We start from the raw sequence: 22,573 nt of genomic DNA on the forward strand, positions 1-22,573 counted from the left end.
TGCCAACTGAGGAGGATCTTCTCATCATATGCATACAAATCGAACTCAATATTCCCCTATCGTCGTTTTTAACGTTTCTACGTCTTTGTTGATCGCTTCAGTAGCTTTGCGTATTGCCGAGTTTACATCGAGCCCCTTAGTAGCAATATCTTCCGCAGCTTCTAGCAGCCTAACGCTTATTTCAGCTTGATAAGGATGCTGGTAATGCTCTTGAATAGGCTCACCGATAAATACATTTTGCACCGTTTTCCCTTGCAGCACTGGAATATCCGCGCCATATTCCTTTTCAAGTTCATCGTTAATAATAGAAGGAACACGCCCATTTCTAGCAATTATGCGTTGGCCTTCATCTGAAAGCAGTTCAGCGAGCACTTGAAACGCTTCGTCCTTATGCTTGCTTTGACTATTAATCGAAACCGAATGTATTTGTGCTTCTCTAGTTGTTCCCAAGTGATCAGCGTAATTAGGGACAGGGGCAATATCCCAATTAAACTCAACTCCTTGCTGACGAAGCTCTTCCAGCGGGCCTACCATATTCGCAAGCCACGCTGTACGCATCGCAATGTTCTGATCTTTCATAAAATGGTCGCGTGTCCAATTCCAAGTGCCATCAGGTGCTACGTACCCTGGAATTTCAGCTATTTGCTTATACAGCTCAAATGTTCTTATCCATTCCGGACTGTCTAAAGCAGCTTGCCCCGTTTCTCGATTCAAATAAGGAAGTCCTAGCGATTTAGACAAACCAGTCAAATTATCTACTACGAGTCCTACATAGTTAACGCCACTTTCCGTTCGAGTAAGCTGTTTCCCGAGCTCCAACGCTTCATCCCACGTCAATTGTTTCTCTGTTGGGTAAGGCACACCAAATTTATCGAAAATTTCTTTGTTATAGTACAAAATATGCTGATTCACATTGAACGGAAGTGCAAATATTTGATCGCCCTTGCCCTTCGTCACTTCCTTAATGTAATTGTATGCGATTGGTTTCAGACGACTTTCGTCAAAATTATGTCGCTTAATAAGCTCCCTTAAATCCTCATATGCACTTGCACGTATTAACCGCTGAGTGACACTCGTAAATAAAATATCAGGTGCATGAGTAGAAAGAACTTCCTCGGGGGTCGTTGTTGCCGCTGGCGTAATACGTTCAATCGTTACATTCGGGTATTTCTTATGAATAGGTCCAGCAATCATCGTTTCAAATTCGACGTCTGTAAAAGTAGGGCCGCTACTGTAAAACGTGAGCTTCAGCGGCTCATCACCCAGCTTTTTGAACGTGCTTGCTGAAGGTGTGCCGCTCTCGTTCGGCTTACTAGACTCCGTCCCCCCACTATTAGGAGAAGGACTATTACCACTGCTGCAAGCAGCTATCAAAGTAAATACAAGTACGACGGATAGAATGGATACAAGTCTTCTCATCATTTCACCTCTCTTCTATACATTTGTTTGAAAATAGCGTGTATTCGGGCGATGCTTTAACCCCAAACTTTCTCTTAAAGTCGTTCCTTCATATTCCGTACGGAACAAACCGCGGTTTTGCAATTCTGGAATCACTTTATCGACGAACGTCTCAAGCCCCGTTGGGAACAATTGCGGCAAAACGTTAAAACCATCGGATGCATAATTTCTGAACCATTTTTCGATCAAATCTGCCGTTTGAAGTACTGATCCCGTAAAAGTGATATGTCCATGACCGCCATTGCTGCGATACAGCAATTGACGAATCGTAAAGTTTTCACGTTTGGCAGCGTCAAGAATGACCTCCTGCCGACTTCTAATACCATTAAACTGCTCTGCTGGTTTTGCATATTGTAGCGGGACTGGCGCATCCAAATCATAATCGTTTAAATCTACTGTAAAGCGCTCCGACAAAGCACTCAGCTCCTTCTGAGTATCAACGAAGGAATGAAGCTCCGCTTCAATATCTCGTGCTTCCGCTTCTGTATCAGCAACAATCGGCGCAAGTCCTGGCAATATTACTAGCTCATCGTGAGTCCGTCCATATTTGGCAAGCCGTGACTTGAGATCACTATAAAATTGCTGTCCCGCTTCGAATGTCTGCTGTGCTGTAAATACTACTTCTGCTGTCTTGGCAGCTAACTCCTTGCCTTGTTCTGAAGAACCTGCCTGAACAAGAACCGGGTATCCTTGTGGCGGACGCGGAATATTTAAAGGTCCTTTGACGGAATAGGTATGGCCTTTAAAGTTAATTTCATGTACTTTTTTCGAATCTATCTGCTTGCCATTAACTTTATCAAACAACAAAGCGTCGTCTTCCCAGCTGTCCCATAACTGCTTCACAACTTCTACAAATTCTTCCCCCGTTTCATATCGCTCTGCATGTTCGGGATGCTCGTCTCTACTAAAGTTATGTGCAGCCGAACCTGCTCCTGTGACGATATTCCAACCAGCTCTGCCGCCGCTTATATGATCGAGTGACGCAAACTGCCGTGCAACATGGAATGGCTCGTTGTACACCGTTCCGACTGTTGCAATCAAACCAATATGTTTAGTAACCGATGCAAGAGCAGACAGTAGCGTAAATGGCTCTAATTTGCTCCCGCCCCCTGCGTAACCATCAGCAAGAAAGACGGAATCAAGTTTGCCACGTTCAGCGATCTTGACAAGCTCTGCTAAATAGTCAATGTCGAGCTCCAGATCAGGGCGAGAATCAGCATGTCGCCAAGCACCTGCATGATGACCAGTCGCTCGCAAAAACACATTCAAATGTACGTTCCGATTTGCTCCACTCATTATCCAAACACCTCTTCTTTATATAGTTGTTTCTATTCCACCAATCCTGTTCGTTCAACACCTTCAATAAACCACCGTTGTGCAAACAAATAGATAATAAGAAGCGGCATAATGATGAGGAAAGAAGCTGCCATCTTAATTGCTTCCGCATAAACCGTAATCTCGCCTCCCCCTTCCGCATTAGCCATCTCCCCCGCCATCCGCGCGAGAGTAATAGATAGCGGGACGTTCTCAGCTGTAAACATAAAGAGTGAAGGGAAATAAAAATCGTTCCAGTTCCAAACAAATGCGAATAACACAACAACTACCGTTGCCGATCTAGAAATCGGCAACATCACTCGGAAGAACAAACGAAAAGGACCCGCGCCATCTATTCTCGCCGCTTCATCCAGCTCTTTCGGAAGGGTTGAATAGAATGCACGATATATAATGACGAACAAAGCTCCTTTTAATCCATGCCCGAATAAAGCAGGAACGACCATTGGAAGAAATGTATTCATCCAGCCGAACTCCTTAAACAGCATAATCGACGGCAATATCGTTATTTGTGGCGGCATAATAAACGTAAACAGCAACAATGTTCCCCAAAGCTTTTTTAGCGGAAAATCGAGTCTAGCGAAAGCATAACCTGCAATTGCACAAGAAAAGACTTGCAGAATAGAAACAGATGAAGCAAGCGAAATGCTTATCAGAAAACTTTTCCCGTAGTTCAACATTTCACTAGCTTCCTTTAGATGACCCCAATAGATCGACTTTGGCACCCAAATAACTGCTGGATCAAGGATGTTCCTCGCATCTTTGACCATCGTCGTCACCATGTACAAAATCGGCTTAATATAAATAAAAGCGACATTAATTAAAATGACATAAACAAATGCTCGAAATAGAAGCCCTTTATCGATTTCTGTGCCAACTACTCGGTAACGAAGCAGCTGGAGTCCATTGCGCAGCGTATCCTCCTTTAACCATCTGGAGGCCGGAATGTTCTCACGTTTAACTATCTTCACTTTCCTTCCACCTCACCCGCATTATCGCTTGCCCGAAATCGATTTATCCACTCTGCTATAAAGCGCTAAAACGAACAAAACAAATGTTAATATAATCGTAAAATAGATCCATGCGAGCGCGCTTGAGCTGCCATAATTAGTAGTGTTTACTCTGCTGATGATCGGATTGGATGGGAAGGTGAACAAATCAACAACCGTATACATCAAATTTAAGAAAATATAAGGCACAAGGCCGGGCAGTGTTATTTTCCAAAATGTGTTCCAAGGACCTGATCCGTCAATGCGTGACGCTTCATACACTGAAGCAGGCAACGTCTGTCTACCAGCTAGAAAAATTAGAATCTGAACGCCCGAATACCAAAGCACCAGTACGAATGAACTCATCACTTTCTGAATGGGTGCAGCCCAGCCCGCTGGCACATATTCTCTTAAATAATAATCAATCCGCAGCGTCTCCATAATGCTGAGTGAACCTTCCCCTTGTGCAATAAACTCCTGTACAATTTGACCCGAGGAGAAAATGACAGGCAGGAAAAAAACAACCCGAAACAACGTTCTACCCGGAAATCGCAAATTAAGCAAAATCGCAACAAGTAATGAAAATACTAATATGATTGGAATCATCATCGCTGATTCTTTAAGGAAAGGGAGCAATTCCTCATATAAGAGACTGCCGTTTGCGATCAATATTTCCCTGTAGTGCTGCAAGCCGATAAAACTATAATTGACGCTGCTCACCGTAATTTTCACTTGATGAAAGCTCATATAGAGTGAATAACCAAGCGGGAAAGCAACAAAAGTAAGAAATCCAAACACCCATGGTGCGATAAAAAGAGAGCCCTCTACTTTACGAAGTGTATTTGCCTCTAGCTTGCGCCCCCACTTCATAGATTGGTTCCTCCTTTCACAACTACAAAATCTCTCGCAGGAACAGTTAGACCTTCATCGTTAAATTCGCTCTCGTTATAGTTGACGATTACGCGGTAATTGCCGCCATATTCTGTCTCTTTAACTCCAGGTGCAAGCGTTCGGTGAGCTGTTATATATTCATTCTGCACGTCAACTAACGCTTCATTGCTTCTGCGGTACTCTTCAGAAATGTGCTGCGTCCAATCCTTATAATTTAAGCTGTAATACCATATCGAATAGGATCTTCGTAAATCTTCCGCCTTGTCCCCGCTTAATACATAAGTCGGATATGCCCCGTATTCAATGCTGCGAAGAAATTCTTCTTCCCACTCATCCCGTACATTAGACCATTCCAATGAGTATGGACGAAGACCATGTAGAACAATTTGGGCAAAAGGGACTGCTTCACTAATAAAAACATCGTACGAGTAGTCTCCTGTCAGACGATAAACATAATCGATTTGATCTAATGCGTAGAAGTTAGCATTTTTGACTACAACCGATCCAACCTGCTCTTTTGACTTCGTCAGTATCCGTTGTTGAATATCGATTACATCACTTCGGCTTGCTGCGTAGCGAGTGTTGAAATCTGTGTTCACTTGTTTACCGATGCCATCCTCGTAATAAATACCATCAGCTCCAAGCTCCTTAAATTTGTTAAGATCCGAATCAATAACTTTCTCATAGAAACCAGGGCTTACCACTTTCGCAGGCTCCTGATCGGGATGCCTCCACCATTCAAGCACCGTTCCAGCCAAATTCCGTTGTCCATCCCTTCTCCACCAGAACCCATCTTCTCCGTTTGTATTCAGCGAATAGTTAGCGGTTAAATAAACAGGAATGTCGATGGAATGAGCGAAGTCGATAAACTTCTTCATCCCTTTGTTACCGCCAATCCGTTTATCTACAGGGAAATAATCGCCGTGTGTGCTGTACCCATCTTGTTGCCAGCCAGTATAGTGAACACGTAAGTTTTGAATACCCGAATCGTAAATGTTTTTTACTAGTTCTGCCGCTTCGTCCGTCGTAGTTGCTTTCAAATAGGAGTCAAAAAATAGCCCCTTTTCAATGTCCGCCCCAATGATGTCGAGTACTAAAGGGATATCCTTTTTGGTAGACGCAAGTGGCGCAACACCCTTTTCACCGATCAAATATTGACGATATACGCCTGCCATACCAACGTAATCGCTTTTCTCTGGGGCAATTGGATAATAGCGGGTTGCACGACTATCTGTTATGAACTTCTCACCGCTGTATGTATAAAATCCGTCTCCTGTACTTTTACTAACACTTTGGAAAAATCGTTTACGATACTTCCATTCGGTCGTCACCCAATTGGAAAGACCAACTGCTCCCGAAGGCGCTGCAAAAATATTAGCAAATGCTTCGCCTTCCGAAATGATTGCAACAAAAGCTTGATCTCCTGATTTCAGCCCATACACTGGCATCGCGATTCGTTGTCTGCCCGTATTTTCATTAAAGAAGGAAAGATCTTGACCATAGACGCTTTCATTGTAGGTAAGTTGCTGCAAAACACGATCTTGCTGGAACTGGATGATCGAACCCGAACCGTCGGGTAACAAAATGTATCCATCTTGGCCTACTGAAGGTTGGGCCCCGAACAACGGGTACAACCTCACATTAAGTAGACTTAGATTACCTTCAACAATGCCCGAATCAATTAATCTTGTCTCGACGTAGCCATCTTGAAGAGATACTGCAATCGGAATTTTTATTTCTGCTTTCGGAAATGCGAACGTAACGGTAAACCCATCGGCAGTCGTTTGAAATTGTTCCAAATAACCTTGGCTGTCCGCTAACCCGGAAGTTACCGAAGAAGACTTATAATTTTTTGCATTTACAAATTCAATCGTTATGGGGGAGGAAAGTTGATTTTTCCAATTAAGCGGCACTTTTTCTTGTGCCCAATGTTCTGGGTCGGGATAGGAGCGCCACAGCTTACCAGTCGACTTATCGACGATTTGGAAATGTGCTGTTGTTTTGTCCGCAAGCAACTTAAAAGCCTTATTTTCAGCTATAACCGCAAAGGCTGTTTCGAGAGGTAAACCTGATTTAAATGGGGTGGTACCTCCCGTATTAAATAAGGACAATGCATCGACAGTAACTGGCGTAGCCTTTCCCCATGGGTTCCACAATTGCAAAGCTAACCATCCAACGAGTAGCAGAACCACTGCAATAACCGCTATTTTAAAGATGGATTTGTAAGCGAATATGCGACCCGTCATCGGATGATCACCTCCTGATACAACGAATTAATAAAGTTAATCAGCTCCATGCTGAGGCTAATAAAAATAAAGATCAAAATAATGATGATTGCAAGTGCAACAAGCGAAAGTAAAATAACGAACAATGCTTCAATAAAGGTGTAGTTGTGTATGCCTTGAACCATCCAGACGATGAGCAATGCGATCCAAATCATAATTGATAATTTCAGAAAGCTAAAAATGGCAAGCTCATTTAACGTTAATGCTTTTGATAATAATGTTAAGGGTATACCGATGAGAATAATCGGAAATAAGACGTACGAACTGCTTATAAATACGTCCCTGAACCTTCCTTCACCTCTGAGCAGTGAGCTAATCAAATAATTCGAGACAACAAAGCCAAACCATATGCCGATAAATTGAACCGTTAAAGGTAGCAAATCAACGCCAACATGTACAGCAGCATTAAACGTAAAGTTTGTACCCGACTTCATATATCCATAGGATGCAGTAACAAGTATAAGTAAGAATATGCTACTCGCAATGCCCGCCTTTCCTTCATATCGAATCGCATAAAACCCATCGACGGGATGTTTAATTAAATAAAAAACATGCTTTAACCGTTCAAAAAAAGAAAACTTTGGTGGAAGTCGAACGTCCGATGCCCACTTCGGAAAAAACTTGCGCGTCAATCTAACCCGAACTAGATAAAGAGCACCAAGCACCAACGCGATATTCATCAGCAGCCCAAAGTGATTTTGGAACCATAACAGACGATTTTGCCAAAATGACTCCGAATAACCTCCGACTACGCCCGCTTTTCGAAACAATTGCTCAGCTCGCTTATAGTCCTCCTTCTTGTAAGCTGCTTTTGCTAACCCAATGAGGGCGGGCGTATATTGCGAATTCAATCGATAAACTTCATTCCAAATTGGTTCACTCTCTTCATAACGCCCTTCTTGCGTAAGCGCATTTGCCTGATGGACTAATTGCCCGAACTGGGATCGTTTCAGCACTTGAATAAGATTGTTTGTGCTGTCCAGTACAAGCAATTCCCCTTTCGAATTACCACTAATCGCCGCGGGTGCTGTAACTACTCCTCTCTTAGAAGTCGCTGCACTTACTTCGCCACCCCAGAAAAATAACAAGTTCCCGTTTGTATCGTATTGGCTGACTATGTTTGATATCGTGTCAACAACTGTAATATTGCCAGCATCATCAACAGTGAGATCATTTAATTGCGGCTTTTCTCCCCTCTCTCTTCCATAAAAGTTTTCCCCGAACGAGCGGTTTTTCTGGAGTGATTCGAAATCACTTTTCCCCTCCAATTGATCGATGCCTGCGATATTCAGCTTTTTCACTTGAGCTGTTTCAATTTCTTTGGTAACCGTATAAATGAATCCCTCTCTATCAATTGCGGCACTTACTATTGCACCAGGTAGTTTCTTAAGCTCTCGCTGATACATTTCTCTCGAATATACGAATCTTTTAAATACATCAAATAGAGAAAATGCTACTTTATTCGGACCAAAAAAACTAATAAACTCGCCGTCGGTATCGAGCTGCACAAGTCCTTGAAAAGCTCCTAATGTCGTAACGTAGAGAAAACCACGTTTATCCACAATGAGATTAACCGGATCAAACTTGAACGACTCGGGTATAAAGCTCGTTTCCGGTCGACCGTAACTCTTGAGCAGCTTGCCGTTCGCATCGAGATGAACGACCCGATTGTTACCCGTATCTGCTACATATATTTCTCCATCACTATCTACGAAAACTCCGTTTGGTCGCTTAAGTGGGCTTTCAGTCACCGATAGCTCTCGAACAAAGGCTCCTTTTTCGTCGAGTTGCACGATCCGATTATTGCCCGTGTCAGCAATATAAATATGATCCCGTCCGTCTACAAAAAGATCCTTTGGCCCGTTAAGCTGTAGCTTCGCGTTCTTCTCAGACTCCCCCCCTCCACTCCCTGCGGATACATCCGCGTTATAACCGATCACTTCACCAGGTATATATGCAGCCTGCGTCTTTACTAATTGACCAAAGCCGTCTTTATAATAGGTTTCGTACGGCAGCCACTGGGCCGCCGCCTGCAGGATCGGCAGCTCAAGGCCTATAGTAAGTATGGCGACAAGCATGAGCGGAAGAACCCGCAGCTTCCATTTGTTCAAACGGCTTCCCCCCATTTATTTAATACCCGAATGGGCCATCGTGGAGATGACCTTGCTCTGCAATAAGACAAAAAAGAGTAAGTTCGGTACAAGTATAATAAGTGCTGCAACTGCTGCGGCTCCTTGTCTTGCCACATTGTTAGCCAAATTGTTTGTAAGCGTAGAGAGAAAAAACGGGAAGTTTTTCATCTCATCATCCTGCATAAACAACATCGATGTCTCTACATTGCCCCATGAATTTTGGAACGCAAGGATGGCCACTGTAGCAATTGCTGGCATACACATCGGAATAACAATACGTATAAATACGACAAGTTCATTTGCTCCATCGATACGAGATGCTTCGAGCAATGAATCTGGTATTTGGTCAATAAACTGCTTAAGCAGAAATACTGCGACTGGCAAGGCAAGCACTGGTAACAAATGCCCCAAATATGTGTTCATAATCCCAACATTGCTTACAACCAAATAACGTGGAATTTGAATAACTTCCGGCGTAAACATAAGCATAAGAATGATCGTAGCAAATATGTACTTTTTCCCGGGAAAAGGATGTTTCGATAACGGATACGCACAAAGAGCGCTTACTGCCGTAATGCCGATCACGCTAATAACTGAAATAAATAGACTGTTAAACAAATAACGCGATACAGGCACAATCGAATTGGAAGTCACCCAAAACAACTCCACAAAATTTTGAACATTCGGCTCTCGCACGAAAAAGTTTGGTGGATATACAAACAATTCATGGTAAGGCTTAAATGCATGATTGAATATATAAATGATTGGCAATATCATCAGGATGGATAACGTCAGCATAATGATGTTAAAGCTTATTTTAGAAATGAGGCTCGACCTATTCAGTTGTTACTCCTCCTTAGCACCGAACAATCCCCAGCTAAGCTTGTTCGCAAAATACATTAATAGAAGCAGAAACACAGAAACTGTCGCTGCATACCCCATCTCAAATCGAATAAATCCATAATCATTTATATGACTCACGATAAGATGGCCTGCATATTCAGGTGTCGGGTTTTGACCTGACAGTTCAACGCCGATCGCTCCCGTTTTGAACGTCGTTACAATCGCCATAACTGCGCCGAACAACATTTGGGGCTTCATCGATGGAATCGTTATGAACCATAACTCTTGTAAATGATTTTTGATGCCATCAATTTTCCCCGCTTCGTAAAGCGTCGTATCTACGTTAAGAATACCTGCCAACATCGCAAGAAAACCTACGCCCATGCTGGACCATAACGTCACGACAATCATCGAATTCATAAGAAATTCTGGATCTGTTACCCAGAGCTTAGGAACATCGATAAAACCGAGCTTAAGTAAAAAACTGTTCAAATAGCCAATTCGGTCTCCCGACAATAAAGGAAGCCAAATGATTGTCATCGCGATACCAATCGTGAGTGACGGCGTATACATCGCAAGTGCAACCCATTTCCTGAACGATCCGCGTAGGCGAGAGATAAGCCAAGCAAGCAGAAATGCAAGGACATAGCCGCCAGGCCCAACGATGACAGCAAATTTGAACGTATTCGGTAATGCATATTTAAGAAACAATAAATCTTGTGCAATTAAATATTGAAAGTTGCTCCATCCGATAAATCGTGGAGGTTCAATCCCGTTATAATAAGTAAAACTAAGACCAACTGCTGCAATGATCGGTACGACAATAAACAGCCCAAAGCAGATGAGGAAAGGAGCAATAAACAAATACGATGTTCGAAACGACCATACTCTACTTAACATAACGGTCAATTCCTTCCCACGGTCGATCGACGACTGGGATGACGAGTTCCTTCACTCGATTGCCCTGTTCATCAATGAATCCAAATTCCTGCTGTTTTCTTAGAAGTTCACGGTTAACGTCCCTGACCGTCTGCTCTAGTGATGACATGTAGTTATCCGTTCGAACAACAGAACGAATCCATGCATTATTCATTTCTCTCTCCAGAAAGTAGCCTCCCGGAACGTTAGGAATATCTTTATACCACTTCCATTGTTTCAAAATAACTTCAGCATCTTCCCGCTTCCAAGGCAATTGGTTAAAGGCTTCAACATTAGACGTATTCCAGCGGAACGCTACTCCATTAATAGCCTCAATGTCAGAGCCATACTGCTCCTGTGTTTCAGCAGACAGCCACCATCTGAGGAATGTCCAAGCTTCTTCCTTCTTTTCCGATTTGTCGAAAATAACCCCTGTTCGCTGACCGCCACCTGCCCAGCGGTTAATGGTTCCGTCTTCGTTCTCGATACCGGGCAATAGAGCTATCCCCCAGCGACCATTTAGTTCTGGCGCCGCGGCCGACAACTGAACATACATATTGTAATCCGATATGCCGATAGGCATCGTTCCACTGCGGAAATGCTGATAGAAGCTCGGCACCTCGCGTTCTAATGCATATGTATTAAACAATCCCGTCCACTGCTTGAAGGCTTCATAAGCTTGAGGTGTATCAAGCCCTGTTCTTATACCTCCAGGTTCATAAAACTCTACCCCGTTCTGGTAGAAATAAGTCGTAAAATCTTGCGGATTCACATAAAAGTTCATGAAATTTTGTTGCAGTGTAGGTAACAATTGATAAACATCTTCCCAAGTTTCGGGAATGTCTACATCAAGGCGCTCTAATATATCTTTTCTGTAATAAAGCACTTTGAACGATTGTGTTTCTGGGACGCCGTAGTATCCGCCATCGTAGTGAAGTGGCAGCCATGAGCCCGGGCTAAACTTCCCATACAGCTCCTTGAAGCCTTCAAGCTGAGACAAATCGATAAGTGTACCTCTCATCGCATAATCAACAGGCAAATCTTGTGTCAGACCAAGCGCCACATCAGGCTGAACACCAGCTGCGTTCGACATGAGCAGAAGCTCTGGATTCGGCAACAGATTTACTTTAACCTCGATGCCCGTCTCAGAAGTAAACGATTCATCTACCAATTGCTGAAGCTGGTCAACGTAATCTCGTCCACGTTGCACCCAAATGTTTAGCTTATTGTTATCCATCTCTCTTAACGAATCTCTAGCATCGAAGGAATACGTAAAGTTCGTAGCACTGCCCTTAATACGCTCGAAAAAACCTGCCTCCATCGATGGTTCGCCCGCTTTTTCTGGAATAATATACACCTCGTCAAGCTGTAGAGATTGTTTGGCGAGCGTATCAATGAATGTAGCAAACTTCTCTCGCATCGATGATATTTCGTCGATGTTATAAGGTATTTCCTCTGGCTTTCGAAGCAATGATCGTAAATCTTTTGCTGACGTTTCAAAACCTTGGCTAATCGAATCCGTCCTGCCGTTAACTTGAACAACGCGCGCAGACAAATCTTCCATTACCTCTGCCGCAACTTTGATTCGATCCGTCAAACCCGGAAAATCTTGATCCATCGTCCATGTCCGATTTCGATCTAGCGTCCTCTTGTTGTTCGAGCCTGTTATCGTACGTAAATCCCAGTCGATCGCATCAAGATGTGCGATCGTATTTTCTGTATCTACAATGATTGATTTGACAGGTGCATGAGTTACCGCTAATGACAACGTGTTGGTCCCCTTATCGAGCTTTACTAGATAGGGATTGTTGCTGTCATCTTCTAGAACAACACCTTGCCAAGAAGCTGAATAGGGGAAGCCGTAGTTTAGAAATGGTTTGAAAGGTACTTTCCCGTTAATTTTAATAGTCCGATATGACGTTTTTTGCGCAATCGTATTTTGCAGAGCACGGAAACCTATCTTGTATAACCCCGTTTCTGGCACTTCGAATGACCATGTAATTTCCTGATTTTGTTCAATCCATCTTAATCCACCGACCGTGTTGTACTTGATACGTCCCTTGTAACGTGGCAAAGTTCTTACATTTTTGTCCGAAAATAATTTGACTGATGTATCGTTTTTGAAAGTGAAATCCTCCGCTTGCAACGTTATTACATCACCTTCGATGGCGGGCACATCCGTATAGCCAACTACTGCTTCGTCATAATTTGGAACAGGTATACTAGGAGCAAGTTTGATTCTCTCAATTGCAACAGAGCTATAACCCGCAAGACGAATCGTATGTTTTCCTGCTGAAAGATGCCATTGCAACGGCTGCGAATACGATCCTCTAGAATCAACAAGCGGCTTAACGCTCCATTCCGAAACATCGGTTGACCTGGGTCTAATTTCATCACCATCCGAGTTTTTCAATATCGGCCTAGCATCCGCCCAACTGCGATACAATGCTACTGAGGAGGACTCGCGGAACACTCTTTTGCCGTCTATCGTGACATCCCATTGGATAGGTCCCTTTTGCCCACCCTCCTTTAAAGGAAGATACGAAACATGAATTTCATACAAAGCATCTTCTGTAATTTCAACTTCATAGTCGACCCAATCCGTACTTTGCGTGTTCCATACGAGCACATTTGATTTCCCACCATAATCAGCTACTTTTATCGTTTGCTTATCGGATAGGGCAGAATACTTAGAACCATCTATGTACACCCCAGTTGTAGCTTCTTTCATTTTCAGCTCGTTCCACTTCTCAAGCGCCTCTGCAAAGTACGGCTCCGTTTCATACTGGAAGGTGGAGGTCAATTTGTCATAAGGTGCCGCCATCTTGTCCGACTTGAATACTGGTTTTTCCGAGCCACAAGATGACAACAATATCCCCGCAGCCAGCATCAAGCCAAGCAGAAGTTTATTACGTCCCGTTATCATAACAATTGCTCCCTCCGCCTTTCATATACAAATCCGCTTATTCTACAAACCTTTCCCCTGTCTCTTTGTTAAAAAATAATGCTTTGGATAAATCGAGCTCCAGCTTCACCCGTTCATTGTCAGTAAAGCGATTGTCTGGATCAACTCTCGCAATAAGCAACTTTTCTTGCCCGATATCCAAATACAGAAATCGATCTGCACCCATTAGCTCGTTATCCTTATAAATGCCTGTTATAATCGTTTCTGAAAATAAACCTTCCAACTTCACATGCTCTGGTCTAATTCCTAATATAACCGATTTATTTACTTGGTTACTTCTCCGCAAAACGCCCTCTATCGTCTCAGTAACTTTTAGCACAAATTTGCTAGTATGGAACTCCAACCGCCCTATCGGATTCTCAGTTATTTTGCCATGAATAAAGTTAATAGAAGGTGAACCGATAAATGCTGCTACAAACGTATTCGCTGGTCTTGAATAAACAAGCTCAGGAGTATCACATTGTTGTATAACGCCATCCTTCATAACTACAATTCGATCAGCCATCGTCATGGCTTCCACTTGATCATGCGTAACAAATATAAATGTCGTTCCTAGTTTCTTATGAAGCTTCGTTATTTCCAAACGCATCGTCGCCCGTAACTTCGCATCAAGATTGGAAAGCGGCTCATCCATAAGGAATAACTGTGGATTCCGAACGATCGCTCTTCCAAGTGCTACTCGCTGCCGTTGTCCGCCCGACAGTTCCTTAGGCTTGCGATATAGATAAGGTTCGATTTCTAGTACTCGGCTGGCGTTTTTGACGGCAAGATCAATTTCATGCTTTGGAAGCTTACGCATTCTAAGACCAAATGCAATATTTTCGTACACTGTTAAATTTGGATAAAGAGCATAGTTTTGAAACACCATCGAAATGTCTCGATCTTTAGGTGGAAGTTTGTTGACTAGTCGATCTCCGATATAAATTTCTCCTTCGGAAATATCCTCAAGCCCCGCGATCATGCGCAATGTCGTCGATTTGCCACAGCCCGACGGTCCAACAAAAACAATAAATTCTTTATCCTGAATTTCTAATTGAAAGTTGCTAACAACCGCATGTTTATCCCTGCCGTATCGTTTTGACAACTGCTGAATTCGGACGCCTGCCATAATACCCTCCCTCCATACTCGGGCCTACTATTTTTCAATCAAAAAGGAGGATATCATATCTAGCTCTGATATCCTCCATTGAAACGGTAGAATATATTCAATTGCTTCTTAAATAGCAACTGCTACTTTGGATTGAAGAGACGTCGTAGCTTTATCAGCTTGTTCTAGCGCTTCATCACTTAATCTGACGCTCCATGTTTTTGCTGCTTCTGTAATATGCTCCGGCTTCGACGCTCCTAATATTGCTGACGTAATGCCTGGGCGGCTAAGTACCCACGAAAGTGCATATTGAGCTCCAGTCAAACCATGCTCACTAGCTAGAGGCTTAATCGCATCAGCAATTTGCAGCGCATTTTTTTGAAGTAATTGCGTAAGTCTTTCTTCACCCGCAGCAAGGCGCGATCCTGCTGGAGGAGCTTCCCCTACCCGATATTTACCGGACAATATCCCTCTTCCTAGCGGACTATACACGATTACCCCTAATTGCTCCGACTGTACAAATGGAATAATCTCATTCTCTATCTCCCTTGAGATAAGACTATATTCCGGCTGTAAGCTTTCGAAACGATGTAAGCTATGAAGAGCGCTTATACCGTGAGCTTTCGCAAGCTGCCATGCCGCAAAGTTAGAAGCACCGATATAGCGTACTTTCCCTTGACGAACGAGATCATCAAGTGCACGAAGCGTCTCTTCCAGCGGCGTATTCGGGTCAAAACGATGTACTTGATACAAATCTAAGTAATCCGTTTTTAATCTTTTTAAACTATCTTCCACTGCTTTAAATATATGATATCGGCTTTGTCCACTATCATTAACACCTTCACCAACACGGCCATGAACTTTAGTCGCTAATACGATGTCTGCTCTTCTTTCCTTTAACAAGTTGCCGAGAATACGTTCCGACTCTCCCCCTCCATACACATTCGCCGTATCTACCACATTTATACCTTTCTCGAGCGCCAAATCCAATATCGTTGCCGAAGCTTTTTCGTCGATCCAACGCCCGAATGCCATCGTCCCCAAACTTACTGCTGATACTTTAAGTCCTGTTCTACCAAATTTACGATATTCCATTTCAATCCTCCTCGGAGCTATTTAAATTGTTACTTTAGGTGAGATTAACGCAGTCTCTTCATTAAGTCGTACCAAAGCATCTTCCAAACGAGCAGATATTTCCTCAGCTAAATGAAATGTGCCATCTTCTAGTCGAATAACGGACTGATCTACAGCATAAACGCCTCCTAATATGTTTGTTGCCCCTAGTGCACTAAGCACCGGTTTGAGTGAATAATCAATAACAAGCAAATGCGAGATCGTGCCGCCTATGAACAAAGGAAGGATGACTTTGCGTTCAAGCCCCTTTTGCGGAATTAGATCAAGAAACGTTTTGAACACTCCAGAGTATGCCGCTTTATAAACCGGACTTGCAGCAATAACTCCATCGGCCTCTTCTACAAGCGTGAGTGCTTTCTGTACAGCCGCACTATTCCAATTAGAATGAATCAAGTCCTCTGCGGGCAGCTCTGTAATTTCGACGATACTCACTTCATGACCAGCCTGTTCCAGCTTGCTACGACTATATTGAATAATCCCATTCAAACGAGAATTTTTATTTGCACTGCCTGATAAAATAACGATCTTTGGCATCTTATTTCTCCTCCTTCTATTTACCTCTGTTTTTAACTGTTGGTGATGATTTCACAACGTCGTAACGACTACGCTCTGTTTTGTCTATTTGTACAATTTGCCCATTATGAACCGTTATCTGTACAGTGCCGTACTCAAGACCAGTGACTTTCTCCTTAATCCTCTTCACCCATTCATCAGTCGATTGAACAACGTGGGACATATACAACATCCTCTCTAAAATGAAATAGAAGAAGGCGCACGTCTACCGAGTTTCGTCTCGATTGACGTGCGCCGCCAGTTTACCAGTGAGCGCTACACTAATTATTTAACCTATAATTCCAATTGAAATAGTCTGAATTTTAGTTGTTTCCAATGTTAGCATCTCACTAGGAGGTATGTCAACAGTCAAAATGACTAGTCATTCTGTGCAAAATTAACTATAAATTGAATTGACAGTATTACCAAAGGTTGATATGATACCACCATAATTTCATATAAATTACCTGGTGTAGTAGGTAATCGATTGGACGGCCGGGGATTTGTGCATGAAGCTCATCTCTGGCTTTTTTTATGACTATCTAGGGGGAACTTACTAAGTGGAAGCTTCAAAAACAGGCACATTACGAGTAAGCACTATAATAGCGATTGCATTCGGCTTCCAATTGATGATGGGTTTGACCAGACCGTTAATGACTTTGTTTAGTATCAGTCTAGGGGCGGGTACACTCGAAGTTGGCTTCATAACAGCCACCTATGCTCTATTCCCACTTATTTTCGCCATTCCGATTGGAAAAATCGCTGATATCGTCGGAGATCGTTTACCAGTACAAATTGGTATTGCAGGTATCATTATCGGAGTAGGTTTACCTTTTCTATTCCCTGAAATCTGGTCGTTATATGTGTCTCAAGCACTAACTGGCATATCGTACATTTTTATTAGCATCTCGCTGCAAAACCTAATTGGCAACTTGTCTAATGCTAACAATCGAGATCATCATTTCGGCTTACTAAGTATGACTGTAGCTCTGGCTGGAATTATTGGACCAATCGTAAGCGGCGTTCTCGCGGACCTCAGTTCCTATGGAATTGCTTTTGGAATAGCTGCAATCGCTGGACTTATTCCACTAACCTTATCGTTGTTTCTGCCAAAATTAAAGCGAGAAAAGGTAGTAATCTCTAGTGACGAATCTAATAGCTCCACATTTGCGTTACTTCGTATTCCACTAATTCGGAAAGCGCTTGCATCTAGCGCTCTCGTCTTATATTCTCGCGATATTTATATCGCTTACTTCCCGCTGTTTGCCAGTGCTTCAGGCATGTCCACCTCGATGATCGGTTTAATTATCGGCGTACAGGGCTTGTCGATGGTTCTAGTAAGACTGTTCCTCGGTCGCCTGACGTCACGTTTTGGTAGAGAAACAATTCTACTAGCTTCCATTATATTGGCTGGCGTATCCTTCTTGTTCGTTCCATTAGTGGAAAATGTGCTACTATGCGCGTTAATAAGTGCTCTGATGGGGGCAGGTCTTGGCTGCGGACAGCCGCTATCGATGACAACAACTTATAATGCTTCTCCTAAACATAGAACGGGTGAAGTACTGGGACTTAGACTCGCTACTAATCGATTATCCCAAACGATCGCTCCATTATTTTTTGGACTAGTTGGTGCATGGACAGGCATTATCGTTATTTTCTATGTAAGTGGAGCTTTATTAATCGGGGGAGCTTTTTTAACGACTGAATCCTCGAAGAAAAAACATTCAGAAATAGTAAAAGATGCTTAACGATCTTATGTAGGAAGCCGTATGCACAGTTTTCAAAGTAGAGTAATCTACATATGAAACTGCGCATGCGGTTTATCATTAAAGAAGTGTAAAAAAGACGTACGATTCGTTAGCGGATCATCATTTAAGATACATCAAAGAAAAAACAAGTCAATCTATGTCCATATAACCGATCGTCGCGTAAAAAAGCCTGAAGCCCCTTATTTCAAGGAGCTTCAGGCTTTTTTTCATTGGCTCGATTCTATTTCTTCCAAGTCTCAATTCCAGTCTCGAATTGCTCAAATGGGTGTTCAATCGAAGCTTCCATAATATCTTTATAGAACTCATGACCTGTCGGAACATCCGTCCATTTTTGTTCAATGTCGATATGCCACGGTTTACGATCATGAAGCTTGTTAAAGATACGAACAACTTCTACTCTCGTAATTGGCTTATTCGGATCGAAAGTCTTCTCTGTAAAGTCAAACAATAAACCTTGCTTTTGAACTGTTGCAATAGCATTTGCTGCCCAGTGTCCTGCTACGTCTGTGTATGTGCTTTCCTTAACAACATCCCATTTGTACACATTCGCAAGGATTTGTGCGAATTCAGCGCGAGTGATCTGCTTCTTCGGTTTGAACATATCGTCGCCGAAACCAACCATCCATTTATTTCTTGCTGCTATCGTAATAGCTTCTTGAGCCCAATTCTTTGCATTTACATCTGAATATGCTACTTGGTTAGAACTAGCTTCAGATGTATACAATCTAGACAAGATCGCTGCGACTTCAGATCGGGAAATTCCGCGATCCGGTAGGAATGATCCATCAGGATATCCAACCATGAATGGTTTATGATCGCCTGTTGCTTTCACCTTCGGCTGTGCGCTGAAGCTGAATTTCACGATCGTTTGGCCTACATGGATAATTCCGTCTTTAATAAAACTGTCGCTTCCAAATTTCTCTTCACGCTTATCGTTACGGCTGTCAAATACGACGTATCCATCCTTCTCGCCCAAGAAGTAGTAATCGCCATCTGCATAAACCATCCAACCGTATTCTCCGCTTGCCGAGCTAATTTGCGGGTTGTGGTTTTGGTTTGGTGCAAAATCAGGCAACACAGGCAAATTAACAAGAGTTCCAGGTACTTTTCCTTTGGAACGATTCAGCTCTGTATCTGCCCAATACAATTGCATTTTCACACCTGCAACAGGCTGTTCAGTAATCGTATCAAGAATCGTGCCATATGGATCGACCAAATCTACTGTTAAACTTGCTTTTCCGTTATTGTCTACAACTAATTTACCAGCAGGGCCAGCCAGTTTTTCACCATTTGGTGCGATAATGTTCATCGACAATGTATATTCGCCAGTTGCAACCTTAGGAAGCGTAAACGTGCCATTAGCGTTCATTACAATAGAAGGTAAATCAAGTACCTTGCCGTCTGTTGAAACAATTTTTCCCGATACTTTTAAGTTGTCTCCAATTAGCTTCGTAATTTTTTCCTCGACTACTTTGCCACCATTCAATGGATCAGAAACGATAACTTTCGTATCCATCGTAGGTTTTTGAGCTTCCGGAGCAGGAGGTTCGTTTGGTATAACGGTAACAATATTGGACAAACCTGCATGCTTACCCGATTCTACGTTTAATCGAATAAAGTAAGTCGTCCCATTCGTTAATCCAGATACACTTACACTGGTTGAAGCATCATTCAGCTCACCCGATATCGTTGCTGGTGTGAAATTGATACTATCAGTCGATTGTTCAACAACGATATTTGTTGCTCCTGTTAAAGCTGGGAAGTTTAATGTTACTACTGTATCGCCTTCAACAGCTGACAAAGTAGTTACGGGTTTAAACGGTGTTGCAGTAACGACATTGGACACACCTGCATGCTTACCCGATTCTACATTTAATCGAATATGGTATGTTGTGCCATTTGTTAAACCAGTTACAATTACACTCGTTGAAGCGGCATTCAGCTCACCCGATGTAGTTGCTGGTGTGAATGTGATACCATCAATGGATTTTTCAACAACGATATCTGTTGCTCCTGTTAAAGCAGGGAAATTCAATGTTGCTTGTTGATCTCCTGCAACAGCTGACAACGTGGTTACGGGTTCAGAAGGCGTTGCAGTAACAATATTGGACACACCTGCATGCTTACCCGATTCTACGTTTAATCGAATTTGGTACGTTGTCCCATTCGTTAATCCAGTTACAGTTACATTCGTTGATGCAGCATTCAGCTCACCTGTTATCGTTGCCGGTGTAAAAGTGATGCCGTCTGTCGATTGCTCAACAACGATTTTTGTTGCCCCTGTTAAAACGGGGAAGTTCAATGTTGCTTGTTGATCGCCTGCAACAACTGACAAAGTGGTTACAGGTTCAGATGGCGTTGCTGTGACCTTATTGGACACACCCGTGTAAAATCCAGATTTAACTGTTAAGCGGAAATGGTAGGTTTCACCGTTTGTTAAACCGGTTACTGTTGCACTCGTTGAAGAGGCAGTCAGCGACTCAACTGGATTAACTGGCTTAAAGTCAGTTCCGTTAGTCGATTGTTCAACAATAATATCTCCATCCAATGTCCCTTTCAAAGGTGGGAATTTCAATGTTGCTTGACTATTTCCTGGAGTTACAGACAGGTTCGTTAGTGGACCTGGTTGTGCAGCAAGTACATATACAGTAAAAGTTTTTTCACTTGTAAGGCCGTCTTTAGTCATAGTTGCCTTCAAGGTTACATAAGTACCCTTTTGATCAATGTCTGGTCTTGTTACTGTTCCGTCAGGTGCAATGATCGAAGGCTGATCCGATGACCACACTGTAGTTACATCTGGGTCTTGCACTAATGCAATATTGTTTTTGACCGCAGTCTTAGAATCTCCTGATTTAAATGTAATCGTTGTTTTATCCTCTGCCTTTTCAATAGCAAGAATAGCATTTTTATAATCCGCAATAATCTGATTCGCTACACGTTCAGCAATTGCTTCAATAATCGTTTCCTCTGATTCGTTGGAATTGATATGCACTCCGCCATTTGTAATGCCTTCAATAAAGGTATCACTAGTAGTCTTATAAACAGAATCCGTTACCCCAACATATTGTGCACCACTCGTATTTAACGAGTTAGTCAGAGTCTCTTGGTTCGTTCCTCCATCCAAACTCTTAAGTGGGTCCTCGTTGATGTCCACCACATAACGCAAAGGAGAATTCGTATCCCAAGGAATTGCTACTGCAGCTTCATCAAGTGTTTTGCTCGAAGTAGAAAATAACTTCATATTGTCATACGAAAAGATTGATATGATAGAGCAACCATGACCTACATGGCTAACGATCGGACCAAACTCGTTTCCATAAACATTTGGTAGAGCTAAATCTTTAATGATTTGCTCGCCATTATCCCACATATTCAACTTCGAATCCGTTGCGTTTATTTTAATACTATGTTTTGTCGCTGTTCCTTTTGAGTAACTTTTGACGAGGCTAACGCCTGTAATTCCACTTAAACCGTTCATTTGCTCATTATGAAGATTTTTTACGTTCACCCCATTGATCTTATATACGTTAACAGCGTTGTTAACATATAAAATAGCGTAGCCGCTTAATTTCTCTTCGCTATCGATCATCGTATTAAATAAAAACCCTCCGCCTTCCATACTGTGATAATTCACTTTGGATTCATCCATCTCAAAAGTGATCACTTTTTTACCGGAAGGACTTCCATCTGTCAGCATAAAATCTTTATATCCCGGACGAGTATATCCGTAAAACGTAAACGTTTTGCCGTTGTTAGTCATTTGAACATGGTTGTAATCGGCTGTTTCAACTTCCGGGGTAGCGCCCATATACCAACTATCACGACCAGTATGTACATAAGTCATATCCGTCACGGTTGTCGGATCCGCACTAGCATCCATAATTGATACATATTTAGGGTTTACGCCCGCCTCATTTAGCTTTGCTTTAATAGCTTCGTTTAATTTGCTTTCAAATGCACTTGAATCATATGTACTTGATCCGGTATTATAATAAACCTCTGCTACCGGTGATAATGCGGATACGATTGACGCGTTAGTAAAAATTAATAATAATGTGAGTACAGTTGCAATCATTTTTTTGTTCATCTGATTCACCATCCTATTCGTTTAGTAGCAACAATTTGTGCCTTTATCCCCACTTAATCACGATATATGTCGACAACACCCTCCCACTTAAGTATCTTTCGCCCAAAAAAAATGAGCCTATTTTCCTACTA

Annotated in this window: 15 protein-coding genes; 1 reads left to right on the forward strand and 14 read right to left on the reverse strand. The window is 42.5% G+C overall.

Going from position 1 to position 22,573, the window contains the following annotated elements:
• Positions 1–45: 45 nt before the first annotated feature.
• The 13 genes from I6N90_RS06260 to I6N90_RS06320 form a co-directional block, all read right to left on the reverse strand.
• Complete coding sequence (locus tag I6N90_RS06260; RefSeq protein ID WP_197934599.1) at positions 46–1,422, reverse strand: ABC transporter substrate-binding protein; 1,377 nt, start codon at positions 1,420–1,422, stop codon at positions 46–48.
• A gap of 12 nt (positions 1,423–1,434) precedes the next feature.
• Entirely contained in the window at positions 1,435–2,754 is a 1,320-nt protein-coding gene (locus tag I6N90_RS06265) for an LLM class flavin-dependent oxidoreductase (protein WP_197934600.1), read from the reverse strand.
• A 32-nt stretch (positions 2,755–2,786) separates the two neighbouring features.
• The gene (locus I6N90_RS06270; protein WP_332262404.1) at positions 2,787–3,761 is read right to left on the reverse strand and encodes a carbohydrate ABC transporter permease; all 975 of its coding nucleotides are present in this window, start codon (positions 3,759–3,761) and stop codon (positions 2,787–2,789) included.
• A gap of 21 nt (positions 3,762–3,782) precedes the next feature.
• Positions 3,783–4,649 (reverse strand): carbohydrate ABC transporter permease, encoded by an 867-nt coding sequence (locus tag I6N90_RS06275; RefSeq protein ID WP_197934601.1) that lies wholly within the window; start codon positions 4,647–4,649, stop codon positions 3,783–3,785.
• The gene (locus tag I6N90_RS06280) at positions 4,646–6,916 is read right to left on the reverse strand and encodes a DUF5696 domain-containing protein (RefSeq protein WP_197934602.1); all 2,271 of its coding nucleotides are present in this window, start codon (positions 6,914–6,916) and stop codon (positions 4,646–4,648) included. The genes I6N90_RS06275 and I6N90_RS06280 overlap by 4 nt, the downstream gene beginning before the upstream one ends.
• Positions 6,913–9,066 carry an SMP-30/gluconolactonase/LRE family protein gene (locus I6N90_RS06285; RefSeq protein ID WP_232242555.1) on the reverse strand — a complete coding sequence of 718 codons (2,154 nt, stop codon included), beginning with the start codon at positions 9,064–9,066 and terminating at the stop codon, positions 6,913–6,915. Before I6N90_RS06285 ends, I6N90_RS06280 begins: the two co-directional genes overlap by 4 nt.
• Positions 9,067–9,081: 15 nt before the next feature.
• Positions 9,082–9,930: a carbohydrate ABC transporter permease gene (locus I6N90_RS25045; protein ID WP_442950944.1), complete on the reverse strand. Its 849-nt coding sequence runs from the start codon at positions 9,928–9,930 to the stop codon at positions 9,082–9,084.
• A 3-nt stretch (positions 9,931–9,933) separates the two neighbouring features.
• The gene (locus I6N90_RS06295; RefSeq protein WP_197934604.1) at positions 9,934–10,830 is read right to left on the reverse strand and encodes a carbohydrate ABC transporter permease; all 897 of its coding nucleotides are present in this window, start codon (positions 10,828–10,830) and stop codon (positions 9,934–9,936) included.
• Positions 10,820–13,774, reverse strand: a complete 2,955-nt coding sequence (locus I6N90_RS06300; protein WP_197934605.1) for an extracellular solute-binding protein — start codon at positions 13,772–13,774, stop codon at positions 10,820–10,822. The genes I6N90_RS06295 and I6N90_RS06300 overlap by 11 nt, the downstream gene beginning before the upstream one ends.
• Before the next feature lie 37 nt (positions 13,775–13,811).
• Positions 13,812–14,921 (reverse strand): ABC transporter ATP-binding protein, encoded by a 1,110-nt coding sequence (locus tag I6N90_RS06305; protein WP_197934606.1) that lies wholly within the window; start codon positions 14,919–14,921, stop codon positions 13,812–13,814.
• Between the two features lie 108 nt (positions 14,922–15,029).
• Positions 15,030–15,995 (reverse strand): aldo/keto reductase, encoded by a 966-nt coding sequence (locus I6N90_RS06310; protein ID WP_197934607.1) that lies wholly within the window; start codon positions 15,993–15,995, stop codon positions 15,030–15,032.
• Positions 15,996–16,016: 21 nt separating this feature from the next.
• The gene (gene ssuE, locus I6N90_RS06315) at positions 16,017–16,568 is read right to left on the reverse strand and encodes an NADPH-dependent FMN reductase (RefSeq protein ID WP_197934608.1); all 552 of its coding nucleotides are present in this window, start codon (positions 16,566–16,568) and stop codon (positions 16,017–16,019) included.
• Between the two features lie 16 nt (positions 16,569–16,584).
• Complete coding sequence (locus tag I6N90_RS06320; RefSeq protein ID WP_197934609.1) at positions 16,585–16,770, reverse strand: YezD family protein; 186 nt, start codon at positions 16,768–16,770, stop codon at positions 16,585–16,587.
• A gap of 376 nt (positions 16,771–17,146) precedes the next feature.
• Between I6N90_RS06320 and I6N90_RS06325 the strand changes: the two genes are divergently transcribed.
• Positions 17,147–18,334 (forward strand): MFS transporter, encoded by a 1,188-nt coding sequence (locus tag I6N90_RS06325; protein WP_332262406.1) that lies wholly within the window; start codon positions 17,147–17,149, stop codon positions 18,332–18,334.
• A 241-nt stretch (positions 18,335–18,575) separates the two neighbouring features.
• Here the strand turns inward: I6N90_RS06325 and I6N90_RS06330 are convergent, their stop codons facing one another.
• Positions 18,576–22,442, reverse strand: a complete 3,867-nt coding sequence (locus I6N90_RS06330; protein WP_197934610.1) for an S-layer homology domain-containing protein — start codon at positions 22,440–22,442, stop codon at positions 18,576–18,578.
• Between the last annotated feature and the right edge of the window lie 131 nt (positions 22,443–22,573).

The organism is Paenibacillus sp. GSMTC-2017, from assembly GCF_016019935.1.
Lineage (GTDB): Bacteria > Bacillota > Bacilli > Paenibacillales > Paenibacillaceae > Pristimantibacillus.

Bases quoted from the DNA above. Each gene is read 5' to 3' on its own strand.
- I6N90_RS06260 (WP_197934599.1), bottom strand. From the start codon at position 1,422: ATGATGAGAAGACTTGTATCCATTCTATCCGTCGTACTTGTATTTACT.
- I6N90_RS06265 (WP_197934600.1), bottom strand. From the start codon at position 2,754: ATGAGTGGAGCAAATCGGAACGTACATTTGAATGTGTTTTTGCGAGCG.
- I6N90_RS06275 (WP_197934601.1), bottom strand. From the start codon at position 4,649: ATGAAGTGGGGGCGCAAGCTAGAGGCAAATACACTTCGTAAAGTAGAG.
- I6N90_RS06280 (WP_197934602.1), bottom strand. From the start codon at position 6,916: ATGACGGGTCGCATATTCGCTTACAAATCCATCTTTAAAATAGCGGTT.
- I6N90_RS06295 (WP_197934604.1), bottom strand. From the start codon at position 10,830: ATGTTAAGTAGAGTATGGTCGTTTCGAACATCGTATTTGTTTATTGCT.
- I6N90_RS06300 (WP_197934605.1), bottom strand. From the start codon at position 13,774: ATGATAACGGGACGTAATAAACTTCTGCTTGGCTTGATGCTGGCTGCG.
- I6N90_RS06305 (WP_197934606.1), bottom strand. From the start codon at position 14,921: ATGGCAGGCGTCCGAATTCAGCAGTTGTCAAAACGATACGGCAGGGAT.
- I6N90_RS06310 (WP_197934607.1), bottom strand. From the start codon at position 15,995: ATGGAATATCGTAAATTTGGTAGAACAGGACTTAAAGTATCAGCAGTA.
- ssuE (WP_197934608.1), bottom strand. From the start codon at position 16,568: ATGCCAAAGATCGTTATTTTATCAGGCAGTGCAAATAAAAATTCTCGT.
- I6N90_RS06320 (WP_197934609.1), bottom strand. From the start codon at position 16,770: ATGTCCCACGTTGTTCAATCGACTGATGAATGGGTGAAGAGGATTAAG.
- I6N90_RS06330 (WP_197934610.1), bottom strand. From the start codon at position 22,442: ATGAACAAAAAAATGATTGCAACTGTACTCACATTATTATTAATTTTT.